Annotated in this window: 25 protein-coding genes; 9 read left to right on the top strand and 16 right to left on the bottom strand. The window is 57.5% G+C overall.

Annotated features, from left to right (window positions below):
* The first annotated feature begins 4 nt into the window (after nt 1-4).
* Entirely contained in the window at nt 5-1,024 is a 1,020-nt protein-coding gene (locus EOJ32_RS18785; RefSeq protein WP_164871510.1) for a type IV secretion system protein, read from the top strand.
* 63 nt (nt 1,025-1,087) lie between these two features.
* Here the strand turns inward: EOJ32_RS18785 and EOJ32_RS18790 are convergent, their stop codons facing one another.
* From EOJ32_RS18790 to mobC, 3 genes are read right to left on the bottom strand one after another with little or no spacing between them, the layout of a single operon-like run.
* The gene (locus EOJ32_RS18790) at nt 1,088-3,250 is read right to left on the bottom strand and encodes a type IV secretory system conjugative DNA transfer family protein (RefSeq protein WP_052715391.1); all 2,163 of its coding nucleotides are present in this window, start codon (nt 3,248-3,250) and stop codon (nt 1,088-1,090) included.
* Nucleotides 3,251-3,261: 11 nt separating this feature from the next.
* Entirely contained in the window at nt 3,262-5,631 is a 2,370-nt protein-coding gene (locus tag EOJ32_RS18795; RefSeq protein WP_127899867.1) for a relaxase/mobilization nuclease domain-containing protein, read from the bottom strand.
* Nucleotides 5,631-6,143, bottom strand: coding sequence for a plasmid mobilization relaxosome protein MobC (mobC, locus tag EOJ32_RS18800; protein WP_052715390.1), 513 nt, complete (start codon nt 6,141-6,143; stop codon nt 5,631-5,633). The genes EOJ32_RS18795 and mobC overlap by 1 nt, the downstream gene beginning before the upstream one ends.
* Nucleotides 6,144-7,066: 923 nt before the next feature.
* Between mobC and EOJ32_RS18805 the strand changes: the two genes are divergently transcribed.
* The 6 genes from EOJ32_RS18805 (at nt 7,067) to EOJ32_RS18830 (ending at nt 10,624) form a co-directional block, all read left to right on the top strand.
* Nucleotides 7,067-7,786 (top strand): ParA family protein, encoded by a 720-nt coding sequence (locus EOJ32_RS18805; RefSeq protein WP_084693958.1) that lies wholly within the window; start codon nt 7,067-7,069, stop codon nt 7,784-7,786.
* A complete protein-coding gene (locus tag EOJ32_RS18810; RefSeq protein ID WP_127899869.1) occupies nt 7,779-8,486 on the top strand; it encodes a hypothetical protein in 708 nt (235 codons plus the stop codon). Before EOJ32_RS18805 ends, EOJ32_RS18810 begins: the two co-directional genes overlap by 8 nt.
* Nucleotides 8,486-8,938 (top strand): hypothetical protein, encoded by a 453-nt coding sequence (locus tag EOJ32_RS18815; protein ID WP_127899870.1) that lies wholly within the window; start codon nt 8,486-8,488, stop codon nt 8,936-8,938. Before EOJ32_RS18810 ends, EOJ32_RS18815 begins: the two co-directional genes overlap by 1 nt.
* 12 nt (nt 8,939-8,950) lie before the next feature.
* On the top strand, nt 8,951-9,838 hold the full coding sequence (locus EOJ32_RS18820; protein WP_127899871.1) for an abortive infection family protein: 888 nt from the start codon (nt 8,951-8,953) through the stop codon (nt 9,836-9,838).
* Nucleotides 9,839-9,950: 112 nt separating this feature from the next.
* Nucleotides 9,951-10,199 (top strand): type II toxin-antitoxin system VapB family antitoxin, encoded by a 249-nt coding sequence (locus tag EOJ32_RS20205; RefSeq protein WP_046001866.1) that lies wholly within the window; start codon nt 9,951-9,953, stop codon nt 10,197-10,199.
* The gene (locus tag EOJ32_RS18830) at nt 10,199-10,624 is read left to right on the top strand and encodes a type II toxin-antitoxin system VapC family toxin (protein WP_127899873.1); all 426 of its coding nucleotides are present in this window, start codon (nt 10,199-10,201) and stop codon (nt 10,622-10,624) included. Before EOJ32_RS20205 ends, EOJ32_RS18830 begins: the two co-directional genes overlap by 1 nt.
* A 255-nt stretch (nt 10,625-10,879) precedes the next feature.
* Here the strand turns inward: EOJ32_RS18830 and EOJ32_RS18835 are convergent, their stop codons facing one another.
* The 3 genes from EOJ32_RS18835 to EOJ32_RS18845 form a co-directional block, all read right to left on the bottom strand.
* Nucleotides 10,880-11,407 (bottom strand): thermonuclease family protein, encoded by a 528-nt coding sequence (locus tag EOJ32_RS18835; protein WP_164871511.1) that lies wholly within the window; start codon nt 11,405-11,407, stop codon nt 10,880-10,882.
* 407 nt (nt 11,408-11,814) lie between these two features.
* Nucleotides 11,815-12,120 carry a hypothetical protein gene (locus EOJ32_RS18840; protein WP_127899875.1) on the bottom strand — a complete coding sequence of 102 codons (306 nt, stop codon included), beginning with the start codon at nt 12,118-12,120 and terminating at the stop codon, nt 11,815-11,817.
* A gap of 4 nt (nt 12,121-12,124) precedes the next feature.
* Nucleotides 12,125-12,346 carry a hypothetical protein gene (locus tag EOJ32_RS18845; RefSeq protein WP_127899876.1) on the bottom strand — a complete coding sequence of 74 codons (222 nt, stop codon included), beginning with the start codon at nt 12,344-12,346 and terminating at the stop codon, nt 12,125-12,127.
* A 793-nt stretch (nt 12,347-13,139) separates the two neighbouring features.
* On the opposite strand from EOJ32_RS18845, the gene EOJ32_RS18850 reads away from it, so the two are divergent.
* On the top strand, nt 13,140-13,886 hold the full coding sequence (locus EOJ32_RS18850) for a hypothetical protein (protein WP_127899877.1): 747 nt from the start codon (nt 13,140-13,142) through the stop codon (nt 13,884-13,886).
* Nucleotides 13,887-14,214: 328 nt separating this feature from the next.
* Here the strand turns inward: EOJ32_RS18850 and EOJ32_RS18855 are convergent, their stop codons facing one another.
* From EOJ32_RS18855 to EOJ32_RS18890, 8 genes are all read right to left on the bottom strand, one after another.
* On the bottom strand, nt 14,215-14,820 hold the full coding sequence (locus tag EOJ32_RS18855; RefSeq protein ID WP_127899878.1) for a methyltransferase type 11: 606 nt from the start codon (nt 14,818-14,820) through the stop codon (nt 14,215-14,217).
* Nucleotides 14,817-16,154 carry a DUF3560 domain-containing protein gene (locus EOJ32_RS18860; protein WP_127899879.1) on the bottom strand — a complete coding sequence of 446 codons (1,338 nt, stop codon included), beginning with the start codon at nt 16,152-16,154 and terminating at the stop codon, nt 14,817-14,819. The genes EOJ32_RS18855 and EOJ32_RS18860 overlap by 4 nt, the downstream gene beginning before the upstream one ends.
* A 779-nt stretch (nt 16,155-16,933) precedes the next feature.
* A complete protein-coding gene (locus EOJ32_RS18865) occupies nt 16,934-17,152 on the bottom strand; it encodes a hypothetical protein (protein WP_046001854.1) in 219 nt (72 codons plus the stop codon).
* 289 nt (nt 17,153-17,441) lie between these two features.
* Nucleotides 17,442-17,621, bottom strand: a complete 180-nt coding sequence (locus EOJ32_RS18870) for a hypothetical protein (protein ID WP_127899881.1) — start codon at nt 17,619-17,621, stop codon at nt 17,442-17,444.
* Between the two features lie 68 nt (nt 17,622-17,689).
* Nucleotides 17,690-19,564 (bottom strand): ParB/RepB/Spo0J family partition protein, encoded by a 1,875-nt coding sequence (locus EOJ32_RS18875; protein ID WP_127899882.1) that lies wholly within the window; start codon nt 19,562-19,564, stop codon nt 17,690-17,692.
* A 727-nt stretch (nt 19,565-20,291) separates the two neighbouring features.
* Nucleotides 20,292-20,741 (bottom strand): hypothetical protein, encoded by a 450-nt coding sequence (locus tag EOJ32_RS20485; protein ID WP_240542608.1) that lies wholly within the window; start codon nt 20,739-20,741, stop codon nt 20,292-20,294.
* 134 nt (nt 20,742-20,875) lie between these two features.
* Nucleotides 20,876-21,166 carry a hypothetical protein gene (locus tag EOJ32_RS18885; protein ID WP_127899883.1) on the bottom strand — a complete coding sequence of 97 codons (291 nt, stop codon included), beginning with the start codon at nt 21,164-21,166 and terminating at the stop codon, nt 20,876-20,878.
* 55 nt (nt 21,167-21,221) lie between these two features.
* Nucleotides 21,222-22,091 (bottom strand): DUF932 domain-containing protein, encoded by an 870-nt coding sequence (locus EOJ32_RS18890; protein WP_127899884.1) that lies wholly within the window; start codon nt 22,089-22,091, stop codon nt 21,222-21,224.
* A 776-nt stretch (nt 22,092-22,867) separates the two neighbouring features.
* Here EOJ32_RS18890 and EOJ32_RS18895 point away from each other — a divergent pair.
* Nucleotides 22,868-24,199, top strand: a complete 1,332-nt coding sequence (locus EOJ32_RS18895; RefSeq protein ID WP_127899885.1) for a hypothetical protein — start codon at nt 22,868-22,870, stop codon at nt 24,197-24,199.
* 116 nt (nt 24,200-24,315) lie between these two features.
* On the opposite strand, the gene catB is transcribed toward EOJ32_RS18895, so the two are convergent.
* Together catB and EOJ32_RS18905 are read right to left on the bottom strand one after the other, a co-directional pair.
* Complete coding sequence (gene catB, locus EOJ32_RS18900; RefSeq protein ID WP_127899886.1) at nt 24,316-24,951, bottom strand: type B chloramphenicol O-acetyltransferase; 636 nt, start codon at nt 24,949-24,951, stop codon at nt 24,316-24,318.
* A gap of 283 nt (nt 24,952-25,234) precedes the next feature.
* Nucleotides 25,235-25,747, bottom strand: coding sequence for a GNAT family N-acetyltransferase (locus EOJ32_RS18905; RefSeq protein WP_127899915.1), 513 nt, complete (start codon nt 25,745-25,747; stop codon nt 25,235-25,237).
* Nucleotides 25,748-25,925 lie beyond the last annotated feature (178 nt).

Below are 25,925 nucleotides of genomic sequence, written 5' to 3' on the forward strand. Positions count from 1 at the left end.
ACTGGTGGAAATTGGACAGCAGCAACTCAGTGACGCCGCGCAATCGCAGTTTGGCCTTACCGCCGCAGCTATCGGTGACACACTCCAAGTAGCAGCATCGCTGGCTATCATCCTCGTATTTATCAATGCGCTCCTGCAAATTCGGCCACAGCCTGTCGGAGATCTGTTGATACTGGTCGTAAAGTTGCTTTTAATTTTCCAGTTCGCGACAGTGTGGAGCCAATTCAATGCCATAGCCAGTGCGGTCATAAACGGCATGGATTCAATTGCAGGCGCCATGCTGTCAGGCAGCTCTAATCCGAACATGGGTCTTGCAGCCTCATTCGATGATATGCTGGACCGCCTCGCAACCAGCGCCAATACGACAATGGACAACCTCAGTTACATGAGCCGTGCCGTAATGAGCGGCATTTTCTTCATCCTACATTCCCTCACGGCGGCAGTGGCGGGACTGATCTTGATTTTCGCCCTAGTCATGATCACGATCCATCTTGGCCTCGCGCCCATTTTTATTGGTCTTTCAGTCTTCAAAGCGACGTCCGACTTCTTTTTTCAGTGGCTTCGCTCGACTCTAAGTTACGTTCTTTATCCTATCGTCATCGCCGCTGTGCTGGGTTCAATGATCAGGCTTACGCAAGGTGTTGTTGATAACCTTGATCCAACAAACATCGAATCCATCGCTGGCTTGGTCCCGTTTCTGACGATCCTCTTTATGATGATTTTCACCATTGTCCTGATACCGATGATTGTGAGCGGCCTAAGCGGGATGGTTGCGGCCGTTGGTCCTTTAGCGGCGGCTGCGGTTACTGCTGGCGTGTATCGCAACCTGTCCGGGTCGATGGCAGGCCCTGCAGCTCTGTCGAGATCGTTCCGCGGTGCCAGTAGCGGCGGCAATGCAGGGTCATCACCTCCCGCACCTGGGCCCGGACCGGGTACGGGGGCAAGCCCCGCCTCCCCGCATCAGGCACAGCCAAGCGTGCAGCGACAACTTAACATGCCAAATAGGTTCCGGGACCGTTCCTGATCCCATAACAGAAAAGCCCGCCTTAACGGCGGGCTTTTTTTGTTCGGGTAGGTACTTGATACGTCAAACCTCAACCTGAGATATTACGTCCATATCAGTGAATTTGTCTCGCAGATCGTCCAGCATTGATCGCCCCTTCTTCAACGTGCGGTCAACGACCGCGCGGGCTTCTGGAGTGTCGGGCACGTCCTTTAAGGCCAAATCTAATTGTGCAGTTGCCACCGCTTTTCGTTGTGGCCTCCGTGTCGAGCGAACAGCGGAAACGGAAGTGTCAGCTGAAGGCGCTTTTCGAGCCAACCTGCGTGATGATCTGGGCCTATCATCCGGAGCCGGATCGTTTTGCTCTACGATCTGAGGCGCTGCAATTTCGACGTCCTGAACGATCGTTCTGTCAGCGGTTTCAACGCTGGCATCCTTCCCGACCGCAACAGGCTCAACGATTTCAGGTGACGCCTCGGCATCCACCTTCTCCGGGGGTGGCAACAAGCGTACCCTAGCTTTTTCTGCCGCGCGGGCGGCGTCCGCTTCCATCAAGCCAATGTCGGGGAAAACGTACTTATCCATAGCAGGGTTATGCGGAGGCATCGGCATAGGACCGGTTTGAGCCTCGAACATGGGCTTCAACTTTGCATCACTGAAGTATTTGATACGCTTTGCCCGGATCGGCATGTCGGCATCAACAATGATAATCACGTCATCCTTGGGCAGCCGGCGCGCTTCATCCTCTGACAACAAAGGCCGTTCTTCTGTTCGTTCGCTGACATTGACGCCATTGAAAGCACCTTGACCAATAGTCCGACTCTTGCTGACGACCCGCCGCGTCGTCATGCCTGTGGCACGAGACAGGTCAGACACCGTTTTTTCCTCAGAAGGCGTCAGATATAATTTTATCCCTGCGCCACCTTGGAGCGACAGGCGGACATTCTGCCCATAGATCTCGTCCAGCGCTGGAACCGTCTGCGTAACAATTGCCAAGTTGCCGCCGTATGACCGCAGAGTTTTGATCGACTCAGCTACGATCGGCATTTTTCCAAGTTTGTCGAACTCATCCAGCATGATTAGGACCGGCCAGGGTTCGTCCGGACCTGGCTCGCCAGCCCCCTGCAATGAAGAAATGAGATCGGAAAAAAACAATCTGATCAGCGGTGCGATTGCAGCAACGTCATCTGGCGGCACAACCAGATAAACAGTCTGAGGTTTTTTGCGGAAGGTCACAAACTCAAAATCACTATCATCAGTCAGAGCGCAAATGCGCGGGTTTGCCCACGTTCCAAGGCCCGAGCTGCTGAGAACTGAGAGGTATGCCGACAGGGTGCGTTCGGTGATATTCGCGAGCTTGTTGAACATCATCTTAGTGGCAGGATCTTCCGCTATTCGGGCATAGTAAGCGTACTGCGTCTTTGTCTCCCCGCCTTGAACCGCATAGCGGTAAATCTCCCCCAACGTGACGCGGGTTTTCTCATAAGCCAGCATCCCGCAAGCGACAAAAATATCCGTCGCGCCCGGTAGAAACTCCTCTGCCCCCTGCCCGGCTTGCAGGAACAGCTTGGCGATCTTTTGAAGCTCCATCATGCGCTGCGCAGGGTTCTTCATCTTGCCGACGCGTTTGAGGGGGTTGTATCGGTGCGACGGCGACTCCCAATCGGTCGGTGCAAAGCGATAGACCGTATCGCCCCGCGCTTTCCGGTGGCGTGACGTTAGCTCGAAGTTTTCGCCTTTCACGTCCAGCACTACGCTGCTGCCTGCATAGGTTAGGCAGTTGGGAATAACGAAGCCCACGCCCTTACCACGTCCCGTAGGCGCAACGATTAGGGCATGTGGATGCTCGGCAGATACAATAAAGGGTTGGTTTGAGCCTGGGTCACCCGTCTTTCCCAAAACAAAGCCTTTGGCGGGATTGGTTAAGAAGCGTTTGCGCTTCATTTGCCGTTTCGTCTGCCAGCTCGTCTTCCCAAAGCGTGTAAGGTCTTCTGTCGTCACCTTAGCAGCCAGCATGAAGCCCGCCAGGGTGGTTGCAATGACCACAAAGTTTATTAGGACATAGCCGCGTGGATCACGCGCTTGGATGTCACTGTACTGCGTAGCGATAAAAAAGAGATCGAGTTCGGCCAAGTCGTAGCGGTACTGGGCGAGACCCGACGCCAGCACGTAGCCAATCAGAAAAGCGAAGAAACCAATAAGGAGAACCCCTACTAGTTGGCGCAGCCTGCCTTCAAGTCTGGTCATGGGATTACTCCTTATCCAAAATCGTGACCGTCTTGCTCATGACCACGCCGCTCATGACGGAGGGCTTGCTCATGCTTGACGGCCGCAACATTGTGTTGCGCGATTGCGTGGGAGTGATCACGGCTGCTACCGATATTCTGGTCAGCCTTCAGGTAAGCGATGGCAAAGTCATGCCGCTGAGCCGTGCCCATTCCTGGAATGTCGGGCGCTCTTCCGTTCTGCATGTCACGAACTGCATCCTGCCCAAGCGCACGTTCGACTGCATCGACAAGCCGGCGCGACTCGTCAAAAGTCATGTTGCCACCTCTCGCCGCAAGTTGCTTGGCTTCATCGAGTGCGGCGGCTTTATCGCGCTCCTGACTCTGTGCTGCACGTTCCTCTTGCTCTCGCACACGATCCATCTGGATAGCTGTGAACGCTCGCTGAATATCCTCGTCAGGCATCCTGCGTTCTGTCGCAGGCACATAGCCTTCGGGACCGCGCGCGTCATTTGCGTTCCGGTCCCATGCCTCGGAGGCAAGCTCCGCATGATCCCGCGACCTGTCAGCAAAATCAGTGAACGCGTCGCTGGCTGCTGCGACCTCGTTCTGCCCCTGCTGTCTCGCTTGGCTGTCTTCTGAATAAGGCCAGTTGAAATCAGTCCGTTCGAACTGCTGGACAAGGCGTCTAAAGTCCTGACGCTCGCCAGTCGAATGCACATCGACTGCCTCAGTGCGGTCAATGCTCTGATCGCGTAGCGCGTCTTCAACCCTGTCATAAATATCGCTGACATGATCACGAGCCTTCTCCAGCCCCTCACTGGTCGCGAGGTCATAGCCGTTCTTGTCAGCGACGGCATGCAAGTCTCGTTCAACCCACCGGCTTTCCAGCGCCGCCGTGGTGGCAGTCATTTCAATGCGCGCTGAAACCTCCCGCGGGTCAATGCCACTACCTTCCAGGGCAGCTTCCAGCCTGTCCGGCGCCAGATCACGTTGCATGTCGCGCGCCACCTTTTCGGCATAGATGCTGTCAGATGCAGGGCTAGTCAGGGTGCGGGTCTGCTCCCCAAGAGGATTCAACTCTCGGACGCTGCGCAGCATGTCATCCACGTCCTTATCCATTTGCGCCCGTTGCTCAGGTGGCGCTCGATCAATGCTGCGGTCGATTTCTTTGATCGTAGAGCGCAATGCTATTAGCTTTGCCTCGAATTGATCGACGTCCCGCTCCAATGCCGGGTTGGCCTCAATGGCCCCTGCCCTATCGCTCATGTCTTCACCTTTCTCAATTTGCTGCGCCATGCGCTCCAATGCGTTTGCCGTAAGGGTATTCCCAAGTCGGTCAGCTATGCTGCCAAGGCTGCGATATGTGTCTGCAACCTCGGACAGTCTTTGCTTGATAAAATCGCTGTCCACGCGCTCGGCCGCGCGATCTTGGGTCTGGCTAGGTCCAATCGCACGGACCTCCCATTGCGTGCGAGTAAAGGCCACGTCCTTACCGGCACGATTAGTAAAGCTGGTAACTTCTTTCCCTCGATTGGTGATTGCAATGGTTTGTCCTGTGTCGACATTTGCCTCGGCCATTGCCCGACCCAAGCCACTGCCCCACATTTCCTTAATACCATTTTCAGTAGCCAGCTTAACGTAATAACTTGGTGTATTCTTAGGGTCATGACCATAAGGGGACTTGCCATGCTCGATCAATTCACCGCGCAAACTCTTTCGTAAATCTATCGAGCTAAGCGCGTCCTCGGTAATGCCACGCGAAAACCGACTAGTGTTGATCATTTCAACTCCAGCCGCCCGCCCCCATTCGACCATCGCATCTTTAAAGCGGTCATAAGAAAGCTCTCCGTCTTTTTCTAGATAGAAAAGCTCATTTTCTTGATTGCGCCGGTCTACAATAATGTGGGCGTGCGGATGATCACGATCCGTATGTATGCCAGCGATATAATTCCAACGGCCATATCCTTGCCCTATGAGCTCATCACATACTCCACGCGTGATGGCTTTAACCTTCTCGGTGTCAGTCCCTTTGGGAAATGACATCATCAAGTGCATCGAGTTCCCGTTCTCGATCTTACCGCGCCAACCCTCAGACCAATCGGTAGCAAGTCGTGAAACCTGACGACCTGTCAGCTCCTTGCCGCCATCGTGCCGGTAACTAGGGTCGATAACGTGATCCGACTTTCCCAAGACGTAATTCATCTGAGCCTTTATGTCGGCACGGTTGTAGCATCCTCCGCTGCGGATGATCTTGAACACAGCCTGGGGAGTGTTTGCCTTGCGAACATTGCTAAGAAGCCGCGTGACGGAGCCGCCCCCACCCCCAGATTTGACCCTCCGACCAGACCGGACATGGTGATCATCAAGGAAATTGGTGACGATGCTGCTTCGCTGTGCCATCAGTCCAGCGCCTTCAAAATTTGATCAAGGCGAGCTTTGCGGCGGCGGGCTTTCGTCACAATTAGCTTTGAAACGAGGTCAGATACAGCCTTAAGCTCATCCCTCATGGCGACGATTGTAGCCAGATCATGTGGCGAAATTTCTGCGCTGCCGGAGACAAGCGCCTTACGATTAGCGTGATAGGCAAGCTGATTTAGGTTGTTGCCAACGCGGCGAACCTCCTTAGATAGCTCGGCTCCGATCTCAATCAGGTCATCGTCTGGATCAAAAAAGCCCGATGCACGACGCAGAGCCTTCTTTGCAAATGCTGCTCGGGTCATGCCGAACCGCCCCGCTTGAACATCAAGGGCGCGCATTTCGTCGCTTTCCAAGCGAACACCAAGAACCTTTGTCTCGATCCTTGCTATCGGATCGCGATGCAGCCTGGCCGCAATCATCTGAACGGCGCGGCGGCTGATCCCGTAGGTTTTGGCAAGCTCATCTGTCGAGATGTTCTTCGCCAAATCCTGCACCAGTCGCCGCTTTTCGTCAGCATTTAAACGCCTTTGGGGCCGTTTAGATGGTGGCGAAGTTAACATGTTACATTTCCCGCCATATTCTTCCATTCAACCATAGGGCGTTTCCGCACCGCTGGCAAGAAAATGCCCGCGGAAAGGCCCTATGGTTGAAGTCCGTTTCGGTGGCCGCCCCCAGGGCGGACAGGTTCGGGCGATCAGCCCGAAGCCGCGATATGCATCGCAGATCGCGCCTTGCAGCCTCTCGGGTGAGCCATGCTATTGCCCATCCGCACCCTTCCCAACAGGCGCAGACCCTTCTCAGAGGCCACAGGAGGGCCGCTGAGTACCCATACCGGACCTGCCAGCCAGGGTGGGTGCGGCCAGGGGTTCTTTCCGCCCACACGGCGCGTTTAGGCTATGGGTTGGATTGGCGATCCGAACCAACAACAGATTGCGGGCTCCACGCCAACAGAAACAGCCTAAACATGGTGATATGGCGATATGGCGATATGGTGAAGTGGCACAGTGGCAACATGGCTTAGCGACATTCCGGCAATCCGGTAAAGTGGCGCTGCGGCATTGCGGCATTCCGGCAAAGCGGCGAAGCGGCATTGCGGCTATATGGTCCTATGGCGTAGCGGTATTGCGGCGCTACGGTATAGCGGCTTAGCGGCTATGTGGCATTTAGGCGAAGTGGCGCAGTGGCATTCCGGCGATACGACATTGTGGCGATATGACAACATGGCATAGTGGCGATGCGGCGATGCGGTTTTCCGGCTTGATGGCTATCCGGCATTATGGCGATATGGTCATATGGCGAAGCAGCATCATGGCGACGCGGCATCATGGCAACATGGCGAAGTGGTGATATGGTAAAGCGGTAATGTGGCGATGTGGCATCACGCAACGCCACCAAATAGCGACGTGAGGGACAGAAGATGAAAGTAATTTCACTGATCGGGCAAAAAGGGGGCGCAGGAAAAAGCACTGTCGCCCGCGTTCTTGCATCCGCAGCCGTTCTCGAAGGTAAGCGCGTTTTGATGCTCGACTGCGACCCAAACAAAAGCACTTACTCCTTTTATCAAAAGCTGATGCGGAACGATCCGACCTCGGCAGAAAGCGTGACTGCCTTTCACTGTGCCAACACTGAAGAAATGGAACGTCATATCATCGAGGCCGATGAAACGGGAAATATAGACTACTGCATCATTGACACCCAAGGCGACCTTGTGAATTGGGTAGATGATGTGATTGAGCTTTCTAATAGGGTAATCATACCCGTCAAGGTTTCTGAAACCGATTTTACAGTGCAGTTGGAAACCTACAAACGATACGTCGCTTTGCGTGATGCCGTAGTTGACCCGTCCAAGTTGCCGCCAATTATGTTCCTACTGAATCAGATTAAGCCAGGCGTCAAATATCCTGCTTCGCTTCGTGACTTGTTTGATGAAATTGCAAGTCATGACAGAATGCTGCGCTTCTACCTGCAAGAGCGCAATGTGTATAACCAGACCGATCAGGGCATTCTTTTAGGGGAATACGCTAAACGCGTCGAAGCAACGTCGGTTGGAAAAGTCATGCCAAAATACATGACGCAGGCAATGGACGAGGCGAAAGAACTACTAACCGCAGTTGAGGAGGTTACCGTCAATGGCTAGTCTGCCGCCCCCCCGCACGGATCGCTCCCCTCGACGTGGCTTGCAGCTCAAAGAAGGCACTAAGTTGCCTGACCCACCTAGCTTCGAGAAGGTCAGCACAAAGAGCGAGATAGACGGTGAAGCCAATGCCTCTACTCGACCCTTGCCAGAGCAAGAGAAAGCAGAAGCCGTCGAACAGAAACCAGAACATGCGCCAGCAGCGGCTGAAGAGCCGCAAGACAAGCAGACCCGTAAGACTGAACAGACCGGCTCAAGGCGCAATCTCACGAGAGGGCAGGGGGATACCCCATTAGCGCCCGAAGAAACGACGCGTCATGCCGCCCCCTCGGCGGCAGCGGACACGCAGTTCGTCACAATCCGATTGGGTTTTGAGCCCAAGGTGAGGGAACTGGCGGAAAAATGTTGCCAAGCAACGGGGGCCGCTCTTCCTGATTTGGTCGGCGTTGCAGCCCGCAAGATGATCGTCACGGATGCTGATTTTGAAGCCAAACCGCTATGGCCTGCGCCTACTCGCTCACGCCCGATCGACTATACTCTGCGGGTGAAGTGCAAGCTGTCCTCGTCCTTGCTCAACAAATGGTCGAAGAAACTTGATCCCCTCGGTGTAAAACAGCCCGGTGAAATCGCCTATAATGCTGTTCAACACGCATTTAATCGCAGTGCCCGACGCATCATTTCTGAGCTGACAAAAGCTCAGTGATGCTTGCCGTATCCCTCAAGGAGCGAAGAAAAATGTCAAACTCGGCCCTGATTGCCATTGCCGCACTATTTGCTGCAGCCGCCGTGCCAGCGGGCGCCGAACAATGGGACGTGACAAAGGACAAGAGCCTCGTAGTCCATCGTCTTGCTGCCACTGATCTTCGCATGACAGTCGTATGCGACCCCGAGGGGGCATTTTCACCGCCGCAAAACTACCTCTTTGTCGAACGTCGCGGCCAACGTGTCGAAACCGGACAACTGACAGTTTCGGAGGGTGATGATACGGTGAACCTTCCGATCATCGGGGCCGCCGCCGTTCCAACTGGCAATGTTGAGAACTGGAATACAGCTATGGACATGCTGTTCGGGGGCAGGGGGGTCAACGTCGCTGTAGGTGACGTGGCTGCCCAACTTCAAGCAGAAAGCCTCGCAAATGTCTGCACAGCCAGATAGGAGGTTTCCCCCATGCCGTTTCCGCTGTCAATTCAGAGTATTGATGCAATTGCTGACGTAATAAGCGGGGGCGTATCTGGCGACGGAACACCCCCAATTGGCATCTATCGCAGCGCCGCCAAGATTGAGAAATTTATGCGGAGCTGCAACGTCACGTTTGAGGTTGATGGCTCTCGCGTACCTTCCCTTGTCCAATGCCTTACCGAGCTTAACAACAGCCCGGAGGCCCAGCTAAAGCTTTCCAGGATCATTGAAGCATCAGCTGATCCCCGTGACTTCTTTCATGACCCAGAGCGGCATGCCTTTGTTCTCGAATTTCTCAACCGCGCGCTAGGCTTCGACGGCTATGAGGTTCAACAACATGGCGGGCGGATGCGTCTTATCGAAGCTGGTAAGGGCGGGGCCGTCATTGCAGAACTGGCCGGACTGTCCGGAGTAATCGACTTCGACACGGTGAGCCGGGATCTAGATCGCGCGCTAGTCAGCAGCCAGACTGACCCAGAGGATGCCGTCACTGCAGCCTGCAGCACTGTGGAAAGCGTATGTCGATCCATTCTCATCGAGCTAGGGCAACCACTACCTGCGAAAAAAGACGTGCAGGGCCTTTATAACGCGGTGAAGCAACCTCTTGGCTTGTCTCCTGATCGTTCAGACATAGACCCTCTGATAGCAGGCGATGTACGGCAAATTCTGTCAGGGCTTGCCACGGTTATTGCAGGGGTAGGGGCGCTTCGCACGCATGGCGGGGATGCACACGGCAGAGAAAAAGGCTTTGCCCGAATAGATGCGCGGATTGCCAGATTATCAATCCATGCAGCAAGCACCGCTGCCCTATTCCTTATCGAGACATGGCAACGCAAATTCCCATCTCGCCCACTTCCCAGGGCAGAGAACCCATGACCGTCCAAGAGCAACGTGCATTGACGATGCTGTAAGCCAACAGGGTTATAGCCTGTCTTGCACTAGTATATACCGCATGGTATATATAGGTAACACAGGCAGGGATATACTTATGACAATGCTCATCAAAGGCGATGAAATTGACGACCTTGTGGCGAAATACTGCGCTTTAACTGGGGTGAGGAACAAGAGCGAAGCCGTGCGCCAAGCACTGGCCGCCCAAATTTCTGCATTGTCGCAAAAGGAAAGCCTCGCTGATCGAGTCGCCAGTATCCAGAACCGCGCAGCGGCCTTGGGCATCGTAGCTGACAGTGCCGATGACAAAGCTTTCATGGACGCTATATGGGGCGATGAAGACTGATGTTCGTTGATGCAAGTGCCCTTGTCGCCGTCCTAAAAAATGAACCAGACGCTCCAGCTCTGCTGAAGGCGATGGAGGCGGCGCGTGGGAAGCTCCGTGTGTCGCCAGTCGTTCGGCTTGAAGCGACTCTTGCCGTTGCCCGGATACGCCGGGATGCGCGAAGCGCAGGCCCGGCGACGGCCGAAGATTTTAAGATTGCCGCAGAGCTGGTCAACGATTTGCTTGAAGCCATCCAAGCACAGGAAATGATGATTTCGTCAGCCATGGGAAATGCGGCGATCGAGGCGCTTGCGACCTATGGGAAGCTAGTAGGGCATCCGGCGCAGCTAAACATGGGTGACGCACTGTCTTACGCGTGTGCCAAGTCCCATGCCGTGCCCTTGCTCTACAAAGGCAACGACTTCTCCCACACGGATCTTGCCTAACTACATCGGCCGCGCCAGCGGTTTACCACAGCCGCCTCGCCTCCCTTCGCTCCATGAAGGCGCGTCCGGCTCGGCGGCTGCAAGCCCTGGCCCAAGGGCCAGGGTGGAAAACCGCCCTCGCACTGGTAAGAACACTGGCACCCAAAAAAAAACCGCCCCGTAAGGGGCGGCAAGTTGTTTCCTCGCCACGAGGAAAACTGTCTGGTATCAGCAATGCGTGATTTGTCGCAATGCGTCAACCTCGCGGGACACGCGCTACCTGCGCCGCCAGTCCCACGGCATGTCAAAACTCCCCTCCCAAATGCCGCGCCTGGCTCTGCGGGCAGCATTCTCGGCGGCAATGTATTCACCGCTATATTGGCGATAGGCGACGGCCTGGCCTGAGTAAACGAGCGCGGCGTTCATATCTTCCTCCCCGACAAAGCACTGCCCAATCACCCGCCCGTAGCGATCCATATCACGCTGTTCACATCGGACGGGCTGATCGCCAATCCACTCAGTTAGCCAGCGTGTCGCCATGTCGCCGCAGCGGTATGACCGGCTAGAACGATCCCGGCAAAGCTGATCGCCCTCCGGCGCGTCAACTCCATGCAGTCGGATAGTTTTGAGGCTGATGACAAAGGTATCTGCATCCACAATGCGCGGAATGCCCTCGATTACTCGCGATCCGTCAGCAGAAGGGGCGCTGCGCCGGTCTGCCTTGCCGGTCAGATCGTCCAGCAAATCGCCATAGTCACCCTGAGACATGACGGCCAGCGCAGCCAGTGCGGCCAGGATCGGCAAGGCAGACCGGCGCAAACGACGGCGCAGGGGACTACGGATGGGGCGTTTTCGCATAAGGGGCCAACAGACTTCTGAATAACGAACACAAAAATAGGGTTCGCGGGAATTACATGATCCTGTGCGAAAGGGGCAACCGCTCGGCTTGCTCGACCCTGCACGGGTACTTAGGTGTTAGATGCCTCGCCCGGCTGTGAGGGCAGGACGAGCCGGGGGGGGGTTTCAACCGGCCCCATGCTGCGTCAGGAAGCGGCGTCCGATACCAAAGGTATCGCCCTTCCTGACAAGCGCCCACGCTTCTGCAAGACGCTGTTCCAAAATCATTCTGCTCATGTGTTTATCCTCTCGCGGCCCCATTTCGGGAAGCGTCAGCCCGCGCCTTTTGCGGGCTGACTGGATTGCCTGAATGATTAGGAGGCAGTGGCTTGCGGACTGCGGCGCACAATCCGACCCAACAGAGGCGTGGCGTTCGGAAGGTCCCGCATTTCACGGTCAGGCCGACGCTTGTTGTCAGCTCCGATCAACCACCCCTCGCGATGCGCGACAAAGACGGACTCGAAAATGTCTTTAGGGGTCATCTGCCAAGGAAACAGCACGGCTTCGTCACTGTCGGAAATGACAAAGATCCAGCCTCCGGTGCCATGCTCTCCGCGGAAGGCAATGGCGTCGGCGGAACAATCGAACAAACGCCATGTCTTATAGGGCTGTGCGGACATATCTTCAGCCCTCCACGGTGAAAACGACAGTTTCACCATCAACCGTGTACGGCACGGCCTTGCTCAACAGGCTCTCGAAGGCGTCGGACGGGACACTCGAAAAGGTCGTGCAGAACAGATCGAGTAGCCGCTGACGATCCTGTTGAAACGCATAGCCGTTGATTGCCCATGCAAGAATGCCGGGGGTGTGGACTGCGGGGGAAGAACCCAAGCGATAAGTAGTCATTGTCGTTTCCTTTTCGTGGCGATGGCGTGGGGGCTTGGTGCCTCCTTCCGCCGATGGGCTGCGCCTCGTCGGTCTGGTCTGACGAATACGCATGTATTCGGCGGAACAGAGTGAGGAGGGCGAAGCCCGACAAACGGGCCTGGGCGGTTCTGTCAAAGGATCGGAGCCGGGGGGTGGTGCGGCCCGCAGCGCAAAGCGCGAGGACACGGCCCCCGGTGGAGACGACGCCGCAGGCGGCGCTTGTCTTTTGACAGGGCCGATCAGGTCTGTTGGCGGATATGAAATGAAAGATCGTCGGGGTGGGGGTGAGCGCGGGCCTTGGCCCGCGTCGATCCCCAGGCCCGTCCGCAGGATCAAACACAAGCCCGGCGACCAGCCGGGCTTTCTCAATCCTTTATCTTAGGCCGGAGCTATCCAGCCTGCCGCGCTTCGCGGCGGGCCTTGCAGGGTGGCGAGCTGGACGCGCCATCATAGAGCGAAGGGAAGCGAGCCGCCCTGTGGGAAGGTCCGGCCTTGCGCGAGCGATCGTGACCCGAAGGGCCGAGACTATGCCGCTGGCCTGACTATTGGGCCCCTGCACGGGCAGGCTCGGAACGAGACAAGCGGGCAGGACCAGGCGCAAAGGAAGGGCAGGGGCATAGGCTCGGGGCGCAGGCCGGCCCTTGCCGGCCAAGCCTAGAGCGCGGTCCCGGCCATGGGGCGGGATTCGCTCTAGAAATCTTGGAGAAGCCATGCCTTTTTAGTGCAGCATGACTTAATGCAGTTCTTCTGGCCTATTTCCTAGGGTGTCCACTTGAATACTATAAATCCATCCTCCTCTTCGACAGAAAAACGTCAACCTGATTTGGGAGATTTTAGCTTATGTACGACGTTAGCTGCTCTTTGTTATATAATCGCTGCCTCGCTTGGAAGCGGGAGTTACAAAGATATGCTTTCTGGAGGATTTGCTGAAGCTTTCACATTTTTCCTAATAGTTACCTTATCTCTTTTGACTTCCTTTTTTCTTCTTGTGCTAATGGAATTTTCTACTGGTCTAATCCACCTTCACCAAGTTCCAAGCTATGACATTCCCGCACTCAAATCAATAAGGAATTGGCTTATCTTTGTAGCTGTTTTGTTTCTTTTATGCGGAATTGTAATTTATTTTGATTTTGTACCATGGTTCAATAATAATAAAATAGCATGGGTATTGATCTTCTCTGCCGCAGCAGGAATATTTGGTACTTTTTCGATCTTGTCTTTCGTTGTGTACGAGATTTTTAAGCTGGGCTTAATTTATTTTCTATACCTTGGTGTTGCGTTTCTTGTTTCATGTTTGATTTGGCTTAACGCTTATAGAGACGCTGAAAAAGGCGCACTAGTTGCAGACAGTGAATATTGTTATTGGCTTGGATCATCTATTACAGAGAATACCATTGGAGATACCAGAGAGGAAATGCTGTCGTTAGCTACCGCAAAACAACGGTATACAGATGATAGAGCGTGCAAAACGCTTACAGATAACCATATCATTCATCAGCGTTACTTAACTAAGCAGTAATTTCGGCACTGGCGCGCTCTAACTTCCCGCCCGGTTGCCCACAGGCTGACGCTCGATCCCTTTGGTCTTGCTTACAGCCTGCTCCGGCCCGCTGCGTCCACTCCCAAGGTCGTTCCCTTGCGGGCTGGACAACCGGGCTCTGTTCGGAAGCTCGACCTTAAAAAGAGGCACAAGGCGCGGCATCGCCGCGCCTTTCGGTTCTTGGCCGGAACCGGCCTCCGGCGCGGATAGCGCAAGGTCTGGTTGCGGGGGCGCCGCAGGTGCCTCCGCAACCAGACACCATACCCTCTCAACGAGAAGGGGCCGATCCCGGCCCCTCTGGCGCTGCTTAGACGCGGCGCACTCTGACAATCTTGGTACGTACTCGCGCGGTGCTGAACGTGTCGGGCGGCAAGGTTTCCAGATGCTCGGCCTCGGGATGCTCGAACGTGACCGGCACCAGGGCTACCAAATTTGCCGCCTCGACGTGGCCGCCTCGCCCTAGAAGGGTCAAAGCCGCTGCAACATGCTTCCGCACATCACGAAACGGCGGGTTCATGATGATGCGGGGAAACTCAGTGCGGCCTTTCACTTCGTCGGCGTATTCCAGAAAACAACGGTTAATGGTCGGGCCGATGCTGCGAAGCGATGCGGCAAGTTTGTGATGCCGTTCGATCATCGTCAGTTCTTGCGCGCTGTGGCCGGAGGCGATCAACGCGCGCGCGAGCTGGCCGGTCCCGGCGCTTGGCTCTAGCGTCAGATAATCTCCAACCGGGCCAAGATAACCCACCATGCGCCGCGCCACGTCGTCGGGCGTGACGTGGCATTCCGTGGCGCGGTCAACTGCGATGACTTCGGGCGCTTCTGCCATTGCGAGGGCGGGCGCGTCCCGTCGTGCCCTGACCGGAATGGTCAGGGGCTTGGCGGGACGGGTGTAAATCGCGGGGCGCTTCACGCTGCGGCCTCCATGTCTTGAACGCTGGCCGGGGCGTCGTGCTGCTTTTGGTCTGTGATAAAGATTGCAGCCCATCCGGCCATATAGCGCGGGCCTTCGTGGTTCGGGTTCGGGGCAATCCTGACACGAAAATTGCCGCAGGTCGAAAGGCGGGTGCCGCGCTGCTCGGTGTGGATTTTGGCATAATCTGCCTTGGTCATTTCCACTTGCGGCAGGTTCTCGGCTTCCCTGCGCCAAGGGTTCACGACAGAGATTGTGCCGCTCTCGGCTTTGAAATTCAGGATCGGCGGCTTGGCGGGCTTGCTGGCCGGGGGCAGGTAGCCGCAAGATTGCATCAGATCGCGCCATTCGTCGGCGGAAAGTTTGACGCTGCATCCTTGGGCGATGTGGGCGGGCAGGGGGGCGGCACATTCGACGGTGAACAGGTCGGCATCGACCTTCGCGCCCTTCGGCTTGTCCGCGCCATGCTCTCGGACGAACATTTGCAGCAGGGTCGGGGAAATCTCGCCTTCGTAGCGCGGCACGTCGCCCAACATGTCCCGTTCATATGCAAGACGGTTCAGGGTGTGCGCAATCCAGCGGCCCAGGTTGTCGCTCTCGATGGTGGCGCGCGCTCCAGCCATCGCCTTTTCGCGGGCCTCCTGCGGGGTTATCTCGCCACTCTCAACGGCGGAATAAAGGTTATAGGAATGCAGATCGCCGCGACCCAAGCCAAGGCGGATCAGGTTGTCGGTCGTCAGCTTGCCCCACACTTCAAGCGCCTTGTGCGCCGTGTTCAATTTGCGCTGTAGGTCGCGCAGTTCGGCTAGAAGCGTCTTGATGCGGCCCGCGCGCACTTTCGGATCGTTCTTGCGATTGGCATGGCGCTCGACGCCTTCGGCGCGATATTGCCAGTATCCGATGGCTTTGTGCGCCTTTACAGCCTTGTCCATTGCGTTGTGCATCCGCTCCTGCGTCTTGCGGGCCTTCCGCTCGGAATGGTGGCCGACAAGGATGGGCTGCCCGAACTCGAAAGCGCGCGACAGCTCGTCGGCGGCGCGGGAAAAGGCGCTGGCCTGCGTGGCGCGCTTGTCCGCGATGGCGTCCAGCCGGTCGGCTTTCATCTGCGCGCGTTCGGCCAGAGTCATTTCCTCCGGCTCAATCTCGCCCGCCAGTTCCAGCGCCAAATCCTCACGGGCGCAGGACCATGAGGGGGCAACGAAAAGCTCCTGTTTGGGTGCCCATTTGAAGCCTGCGGCCTTTACCCGCTCGTAGGTTTCGGCATCAAGGCGGGTGGACGGATAGAGGCGGATTTTGTTGTCTTCGGGCGAGTAGGTTGCGGAAATGGCAGTCATGTGATCTTTCCTTTTCGTGGCGATGGCGTGGGGGCTTGGTGCCTCCTTCCGCCAATGGGCTGCGCCTCGTCGGTCTGGTCTGACGAATACGCATGTATTCGGCGGAACAGAGTGAGGAGGGCGAAGCCCGACAAACGGGCCTGGGCGGTTCTGTCAAAGGATCGGAGCCGGGGGGTGGTGCGGCCCGCAGCGCAAAGCGCGAGGACACGGCCCCCGGTGGAGACGACGCCGCAGGCGGCGCTTGTCTTTTGACAGGGCCGATCAGGTCTGTTGGCGGATATGAAATGAAAGATCGTCGGGGCGGGGGTGAGCGCGGGCCTTGGCCCGCGTCGATCCCCCGGCCCGTCCTCAGGATCAAACACAAGCCCGGCGACCAGCCGGGCTTTCTCAATCCTTTATCTTAGGCCGGAGCTATCCAGCCTGCCGCGCTTCGCGGCGGGCCTTGCAGGGTGGCGAGCTGGACGCGCCATCATAGAGCGAAGGGAAGCGAGCCGCCCTGTGGGAAGGTCCGGCCTTGCGCGAGCGATCGTGACCCGAAGGGCCGAGACTATGCCGCTGGCCTGACTATTGGGCCCCTGCACGGGCAGGCTCGGAACGAGACAAGCGGGCAGGACCAGGCGCAAAGGAAGGGTAGGGGCATAGGCTCGGGGCGCAGGTCGGCCCTTGCCGGCCAAGCCTAGAGCGCGGTCCCTTGGGGCGGGTGGTCTAGGGCTTCTCGCCCTAGACCACCCGCCCCAAGGGACGCCGCGATAAAAATTTGTTCTGCTCGTAAATGGAGATTAGCGCAAATGATCCATTGCCGGTGACATGCGCGCAATTCCAACGGTCTCATAGGTGCCCGTTTTCGGGTTCAGCACAAACAAGCCGTTGCCGCGCAACTCCACCGTCAGCACGCCGTCAGGGCTGGATAGCTTATCGAAACATGCCAGCATCTTTTCCACCATATCGCGTGTCACTTCCGCCTTGGCGTCCTGTCCCATCTCGCGTGTCGAAAGCATAAAAATACCTTTCTTAATAACTACGCTGGAAGACATATTTGATTTGGCGGCCTGTACCACGAGGTAGACCAAAAGGACTGTTCAAAAGAACAGTATCACGTTTTTTCTTGACACGCGCGTCAACTTTCCGCTGCGCCGTCAGGTGCAGCTCGGCCCGAAGGGCCGGGCCGGGCGGGGGGGTCGGCGCAGACGGCCGCCCCGCCAGGTCATCACTCCCCGCCAAAAAGAAGCCCCGCTAGATGCGGGGCTAGTTGAACGTTCGCCGCGGAAGGATGGGCAGGGCTGCGGTCTATTGAACAGGATCGGCGGCGGGAAACTCGGTGGCTGCCGGGGCTGGCCGCAAGCGGACACTCTGATGTGTCCATGCTGCGCTGTGCAGTTTTTGCTGCGCGTCTTTGAAAGGCAGGGGATCGGCATGCAGATCAACCCATGCAGTGCCGTTCCAGTGGGTTGCGATATACAGCGACATTGAAATCTCTCTAGTCTGAAAATGCTCGGTATGGGGCGGCTAACGCCGCCCCTCCGGTTCGGTATGAATCAGAAGCAGTCCGGGGTCCAAGCCTCGATGCGGGCTTTCTTCTCCGCGTCGATCTTCCATGCCTTCTGATACTCGGCATCGCTGAACAGCCGCTCCATGCACTGCGCTTTCTCGGCCTTCTTCTGCGCCTTGTGCGCCTTAAAGCCGTTCCCCTGCGGATCGCAGCCCGTCAGGTCCAGATGCAGCGCGTCCAGATAATCGGCGCTGACGCGGCTGAAAAAGTTCTCGGCGGTGGGCGTCCAGACCTTGCGGATACCGGCCCCGGCATCGGCCTCGATCAGTCCGAAAAACTCCGCGCTGCCTGCACCATAGGGCAGGGTCCGCGCCACGCTCTCGACCAGCGCCGCGTTGCGGGCCTTCTTGCCAGCGGCGACGAACGTGCGGAAGGCGGTCGCCAGATCGTCAACCCGCAGTTCCGGGCGGCTCCATGCCTCATGTCCCGCAGGGGCATGGGTCAGCCGTTCGGAAAACTCCAACCCCTCGGGCTTGCTCGGGCAGTTGTTGGGGCGTCCCGGCGACAGGTCGAAAACATGGGTGCTGACGCCAGATGCCAGCGACATGCCGAAGGCCAGCAGGTCAAAGATCATTTCCGGCTTGTCCAGAAGCGCGGTCTGGATCGCGGCCAGCCGCACAGCCTTCATGTCCTCGACCAGCGCACCGGAATAGGGCGACTTGGGCGCATCCTCGATGCTGGCCGCGCCGTAGCGCGTTGCGGCATGTCCGGTCAGAACCTCTGCCTCAATTGCCTCGGCGCGATCCTCGGGCCGAACCCATGCAGCCGTTTCGCCCAAGGTGCCATCATTGCGGACATAGATGAAAACCCCGGCAACGGCGCGCTGCGCGTCGGTAAAGCCGCCTTCCATGATGTTTGTCAGGTCGGCAAATTCCGCTTGGCCCGCCTCGTCCAGAACGTCGCCCTCGGCCAGCTCTGCCAGTTCGTCGTAACGCTCGCTCTGTTCTTCGCTCAGGACGCCCGGAACAGGATAGATGCGGTCCAGCTTCTCGGCAGTGCCGTAGGGCACATAGCTGTCGGGCATGGCCTCGACCCACTTCCAGACTTCACCGATCTTTGCCGCTGCCTCGTCCATCTTCTCGGTGAACAGGCGGGCCAGCAGATCGCCATCGTGAAGCGCGGTCGTGTCGCTGAACAGATCGCGGTTCATCCGCCCGCCCGCTGTGGTATAGGCGTCCAGCCCGACAAACAGGGCGCGGCGGTCGGTGCCGCTGATCGCTTCGGGCTGCAAAGCCTGCTTGATGCGGTATTCGGACACGTCGCGGCCCATCACCTCGGCCAGAACCTGCAAGGTCAGGGCCTCGTCCTGGGACACGGTAAAGGCTTTCGCCATGCCAAGGCTGATTTGTCCCGCCTTCAAGGCGTCCAGAACAGCGGCGGGCAGTGCTGCCAGCGCAAGGCGGCGGTAAACATGCGCCTCGGTCTTGCCGAAGCTGCGGGCGATGGTGGACACGTCTGCGCCTGCCTCCTTCATCCGGCCATAGGCACGGATTTCATCGGCGGGTGCCAAGTCCTCGCGGGCGGCGTTCTCGGCGCTGGCCCATGCCCGCGCGGTGGCCTCGTCGGGGGCGATGCGGACGGGAACGGAGGCCAGTTCCGGGTGGCGCTTGGTCACGGTCGGGTCACGCTCGACCGCGCGGGCGATGGCGCGCAGCCTGCGGCCTCCGGCGACGATGCCGACGCGGCCATCTGCGTCAACGGTGCCGGAAAGGTTCTGGATCAGGCCGATCATGGCGAGGCTGTCGGCCAGCAGGTCGATCCCCTCCGGGTCCGCGTCCTGACGCGGGTTCATGTCGGAGACATAGAGTTGGGCCAGCGGGAAATACTGGATGGCGGCGGCGGTGATGATTTCGGTTTTCATGATCTGGTTTCCTTTTCGTGGCGATGGCGTGGGGGCTTGGTGCCTCCTTCCGCCAATGGGCTGCGCCTCGTCGGTCTGGTCTGACGAATACGCATGTATTCGGCGGAACAGAGTGAGGAGGGCGAAGCCCGACAAACGGGCCTGGGCGGTTCTGTCAAAGGATCGGAGCCGGGGGGTGGTGCGGCCCGCAGCGCAAAGCGCGAGGACACGGCCCCCGGTGGAGACGACGCCGCAGGCGGCGCTTGTCTTTTGACAGGGCCGATCAGGTCTGTTGGCGGATATGAAATGAAAGATCGTCGGGGTGGGGGTGAGCGCGGGCCTTGGCCCGCGTCGATCCCCCGGCCCGTCCGCAGGATCAAACACAAGCCCGGCGACCAGCCGGGCTTTCTCAATCCTTTATCTTAGGCCGGAGCTATCCAGCCTGCCGCGCTTCGCGGCGGGCCTTGCAGGGTGGCGAGCTGGACGCGCCATCATAGAGCGAAGGGAAGCGAGCCGCCCTGTGGGAAGGTCCGGCCTTGCGCGAGCGATCGTGACCCGAAGGGCCGAGACTATGCCGCTGGCCTGACTATTGGGCCCCTGCACGGGCAGGCTCGGAACGAGACAAGCGGGCAGGACCAGGCGCAAAGGAAGGGCAGCGGCATAGGCTCGGGGCGCAGGTCGGCTCTTGCCGGCCAAGCCTAGAGCGCGGTCCCGGACAAAGGACGGGATGCGACATGATCCCGGTTAGCTATGGGTTGACCTCCATGGGGATCTGGACACCCAGCTTGAGCGCTAAAGCCTCCAGTCCTTCTATGGACGCGTTGTAAGCCGTGCCAGATTTAGGAAAGTCAGTTCGCATCCTTCTGTAGAAAGCCAGTTGAACCGTCAGTTCTTCAATAGGATAGGTGCCCGCCCAATGGGTTCCAGACATTGTGAAAGTGGATTCGGTGTGCGTGATCTTCATCCGTCGATTTTGCCTGATACTGGCGGCAAGAGACAAGTTCGGATGAAAATCGAAAAGCTGAAACCAGACGCAACCGCCCGCCCGGTTGCCCACAGGCTGACGCTCGATCCCTGTGGTCTCGCTTACAGCCTGCTCCGGCCCGCTGCGTCCACTCCCAAGGTCGTTCCCTTGCGGGCTGGACAACCGGGCTCTGTTCGGAACCTCGACCTTATAAAAAAGCACAAGGCGCGGCATTGCCGCGCCTTTCTGTTCTTAGCCGGAACCGGCCTCCTGCGCGGATAGCGCCAGACCAAGCCGACCAGGGTATCTTTGCCCTGGTCGACTTGGTCACCTGAGCTGCGTTTGCCTTCGGTCAGGATGGGCTTTTCTTAGTGGTGCCAAAAGTCCCGCGAATATTTACGCCCTTGGATTGTGATGCGGTTCTCTTGGTCAATTGGAATCAAGTCGCGCGTCTGAGGCTGGCCGTTGGCGTCTATGGCATAAACGCTGCAGGTCAGGTTATCGTTGGAAAACCATGGCACCTGAAAACACCAGTTGCCTCGTCCACTCTCCCGGCTCTGAAAGTAGCCGTTCCAGTTGCGACACTCCCAGTTTCCGGCCCACCACGTTGCGCCGTGTTCGCTTTTGTTGATCGTATCGGGAAAAAGATCATCCATCATTGCACCGTTGTCCCATTGGAAAGGTGGCAGGGCCTTGCGGCCCTGCCTGCGGCATTCATCCAGCTTTGATTTCAGCCATCCGTTCGGTCAGCATCCAAAGGGCTCGGTTCAAGGAACGGTTCTGGTCGATCCCGGCAACCTCACGGGTACTCCGGCGAACGGTGCGCCCGTTGGCATCACGAACGCGGCCTGTAAGTCCGCCTTTGATCGTATTTTCCTGCACAACGTTGAAAGCCGTCCAAAGATCGGTGGCACGATCCGCAGAACGGCGGGGGCGCAAAAGGGCGTCAGCCTGAATGGCCGCGGGCTTGGCTTCGTCGGCAGTAGGAAAACGCAGCGTGTGGGCGGCTTCTGCCAGTGCCTCGCGCTCAATGTCCCGCAGGGCAATGGATTTCCAACGCGAAACCTGATCCACCACCACGGGGGCATCCTCTAGGACGCTGTAAGCGCCTTCGATAACTTCCCCGATGGCATTGCCGGAATGACGAACCCTCACCTCATTGAACGTCTCGCCAGTCATCAAGCCGTTTTCGCAAACGAACCGGAAAAACCCCGGCATCATGTGATAGGCACTTGTCCCGTCATTGGCATTGACCAGCACAATCTCAAAAGCATCGCCTTCGGTATTGGTCAAGGACCGGTGGCGCAGGCGCAGCATGTGCTTGGTGTATTCCGCTTTGCCTTCAATCCGGGTGCGTGCCTGAACGGCGCTGAACGGTTCAAACCCTTCGGCGCGCAAGCCGTCAAGAACCGTGATGGTAGGGACCGGCGCGAAGCGGGCGCTGCGGCTTTCGTGGGCGTCGGTCGCAAAAATCGACGGGACGGCTGCGCGAAGCTGCTCATCGCTAAGGGCCTCACCCCGGCCCGTGATGCGATTGCCTGCGCTCATGCCGCGCATAAAACGGGAAAAATTGTGAATGGTCATTGTCGTTTCCTTTTCGTGGCGATGGCGTGGGGGCTTGGTGCCTCCTTCCGCCGATGGGCTGCGCCTCGTCGGTCTGGTCTGACGAATACGCATGTATTCGGCGGAACAGAGTGAGGAGGGCGAAGCCCGACAAACGGGCCTGGGCGGTTCTGTGTGAACACCAAGCAAAATTGCCGTTTCCGTCACGGCTTTGCCTTTTAGGTGGCCCAACATCTCCGCCCGCTCCTTCCTGTTCCGCCAGTGGCGAAGCCATCCCTGCTTTTCACTTTGGATGACCTCATGTCATCCGAAGGGCAAAGCAGGGTGGGCGCAGCCCGACCTGCGGCCGGACGGTGATCTGACACACGGGGCCGGAGCGGTGAAATTGGGAGGGGCCCGCGCGCTTGCGCGTGGGAGGAACCGGATTTCTCCGTGGAGGCTGACGCGCAGCGGCACCAGAGCCCGTGTTCGGATCGCCGGCCGGATGGCAGGCGGAAAAAGAAATGAAAGATCGTCAGCCGTGCCAGAGCGAAGCGGAGGCGCGGCTGTCTCCTGGATCAGCGATCGCGGTGCCCGCGATCACCATATCTCTGAAAAAACAGCCTCTCGACTGCCAGGCAGCATCGACGCGAAGAGCCCAAAGCTGCCATTCTTCGGAAAACTGCACACGGTGCAAAATGTCAGATGAGAGGAAAAAACTCTACTGGGCCGCCATTAACGCGTATCGCGGCAGTGATGACCTTTCACATGTCTTCTGATACTGCGCGGCATAGAACGAGAGCCACTTGCAGGAAAACATGAATCATCCCATCCCTTCTGATATGAGCCGCAACACCTTGTTCAAAGAAGGTGACGTGTTCGTCCTGTTTGGCGAGTTGTTCGGGCGGGGATACGCCACAGGTCTTGTTGACGAGGCCCGCAAGGCAGGCATGAAGATCGTGGGAATCACGGTCGGTCGGCGGGAAGAGGACAACGCCCTCCGCGCACTGACGGCCCAAGAACTCGCAGAAGCCGAGGAGAGACTTGGCGGCACGATCATAAATGAACCTCTCATGGCGGGCTTTGATCTCGACGCACCCGTTGGGCAGCCTACTCCGACCGAGCTTCTCAACAGGATGACAGTGGAGTCGTGGGAGGCCGACAAGCTTGACTGGGCGCATATCGAGATGTGTCGGAAGCATGGTGTCGACCGCTTCAAGACCACACTTGGTCGCGTCATGCGCGAACTGGACGGCATGATACCGGACGGCAAGAACGTGCTGTTTGCGCACACGATGGCGGGGGGCATACCGAAGGCAAAGGCGTTTCTTGTAATCGCGAACCGCATCTACAAGGGCCGTGGCGCGCGGCACATGTCCTCGCAGGCCTTGATCAAAAGCGATCTGGGCAAGCTAATTCTTCAGAACTTCGATGAAGTTTCTGCTAACACCTTCCAGCACTTACTTGACGCCAGTGCCCCTATCTGCGAGCGGATCGAGGCGTCGGGAGGGCAGGTTCGCTATACGGCCTATGGATATCACGGGACTAAGGTGCTGATCGGCGATGAATATCGCTGGCAGACATACACGAACTACACTCAAGGCTATGCCAAGATGCGGTTAGAGGACATTGCCACCAAAAGTTGGGCCAATGGCGTGAGGGCAACTGTCTTCAATTGTCCAGAGATACGCACCAACTCCTCCGATGTGTTCGCAGGCATCGAACTGTCGCTGCTTCCTTTGCTACGCGCACTACAGAAAGAAGGCGGCGGCGCATGGGTCGAGGCTCTATGGAGCGAGTGTCAGGCGCTGCTGAAGGACGGCGTGACGCTGGACGATCTATTGCAGAAAATATCGGATTACCAAAACCACGAGGCGATGCAACGCTTCTACGACTTCGCCTCATGGCCCTTGCCCAACAGCCCGCAACAGGCAGAGCAGACGATCGGCACGTCGGGCGAAATCGTTCAACTGCACAAAGACCACAAAGCGTTGGTCAGCGACGTGTTGAGCTACCACGTCGTGACCGCGACCGGGCAACTTATCTTCAGCGAAACAGCTTCACCTGCCGGTCCCGTCTTGTGGCTGAACCATGATCTCGTAGCTCGACAGCTTCTCGCAAACGAAGACGCCTCGAAGACGGCGACGTAGCTTCCTATGGCAGCTCTGTCCCGCAGAACGGACGCCCGCGTCGGGACCGGGCATCGACGCAAAGAGCCCTTTTCCGACAGTCAGATGCTCGCCCCTACTAGGAGCGAGCTTGTCTGTCAGTTGGAGCAGATGTGCTTTTCACAATACCTGTGAAGGGCTTCCACGTCGCCGCTTGTGATCAAGGGCATGACCTCCCGCAACGTCTCTTCGGGCCAATCCCACCACTGCATTTCAAGTAACAGTCGGACGACTCCCTCCTCAAACCTGCTGCGAATGAACTTAGCTGGGTTACCACCGACAATCGCGTAGGGCGCGACATCGCGAGTAACCACCGAACGGGTGCCAATGACTGCGCCATCGCCAATGCTGACACCTGGCATGATGATTGCTTCTGACCCGATCCACACATCATTTCCGATCACGGTATCCCCGGCGGGCAAGAACCCATTTGTGGAGCCAGCAAACGCTGGAACCTCCGGCATCCAGTAGAAAGGAAATGTGCTGATCCAGTCGTTCCGGTGGCCTTGATTTCCCGCCATAATAAAGGCTGCGCCTGATCCGATAGAGCAAAAGCTGCCAATCAAGAGACGGTCAACACCCTCGTCCCGCATAAGGTATCGGGCGCAATCGTCGAAGCTGTGGCCATGATAGTAGCCTGAATAGTAGCTGAAACGTCCAACGACGATGTTTGGATTGGTGACCTGTTTGTCCAGCGTCACGCCCCGGAAAGGGTTGTCGAAGTAGTTTTGCATTTGAAGCCTCTGAATGATTGAGATGTCCGCGCATATGCAAACGGTGCGCGGCCGCAGATGACGGCGCGCAATTGCCCTGAGCATTAGCTCAGGGCGTCATTCAGATGGTTCGGTCCGCTAACTTCACTTGATCCCTGACTTGATGAAACTCTACTATTAAATAGATGGCCAACCACTAAACGCAAGTCTACCGACCGGCAGCTCCGTCCCGCATAGCTGCCGCCGCCGGGCCGCGACGGCCGCTGCATGAAGAGCCCTTCGCGGACAGTCGGGCGCTTTTTATCTACGGGGAGATCAAACGTCTAAACACATCATTCAGGTATGCCTGTTCATGGATGTGGAAGTGTGTGGTTCCAACTTTTTCAAAGCCCTGCCTCAGATAGAAGGCGATGGCGGGGGCGTTCTCGGAATTGGTTGTCAGCCAGACCGAGGGTGCACCTGCATCTAGTGCGTAGTTCAACCCTTGTTCCAGCAGCGCCCTTCCAAGTCCTTTGCCGTGATGGCGCGGCTGAACGTAAAGGGTCGATATCTCCATGGTGGAGCAACCTGCGACAGGAGCTGACTTTCCGTGGCTAATGCGGATGAACCCATCAAGGCCGTCTTCGTTTTCTGACACGATTACATGCTCGTTTGGATCTTCTAGCAGCGCCGCAAGCTTGGGCGATGTGAACTCGCTCAGCGCAAATTCTGCGAAGAAGGAATTCACGCCTTTCCGGATATAGGTCCCCAGCCAAACCTCGATTGAAATGGCGGCAAGGGCAGGGGCATCCGACACACGCGCGAGGCGAAATTTCATACTTTGGATTCCAGAGTTCTGCGGATTTAGGTGGTTTCCAAGGGTATTGCTCACCGGCAGCTTTGTCCCGCACGCTTGCACGTCACCCTGGACCGTCTGCTCTGAAGGATCTTTCGCCCTTTCGCAGCGCATGCAGCCTCATCTTCCTCCTTAGCGGTCAGATCATCCGATATGAGGA

This window comes from Paracoccus sp. Arc7-R13, assembly GCF_004010775.1.
Classification (GTDB): Bacteria; Pseudomonadota; Alphaproteobacteria; order Rhodobacterales; family Rhodobacteraceae; genus Paracoccus; species Paracoccus marcusii.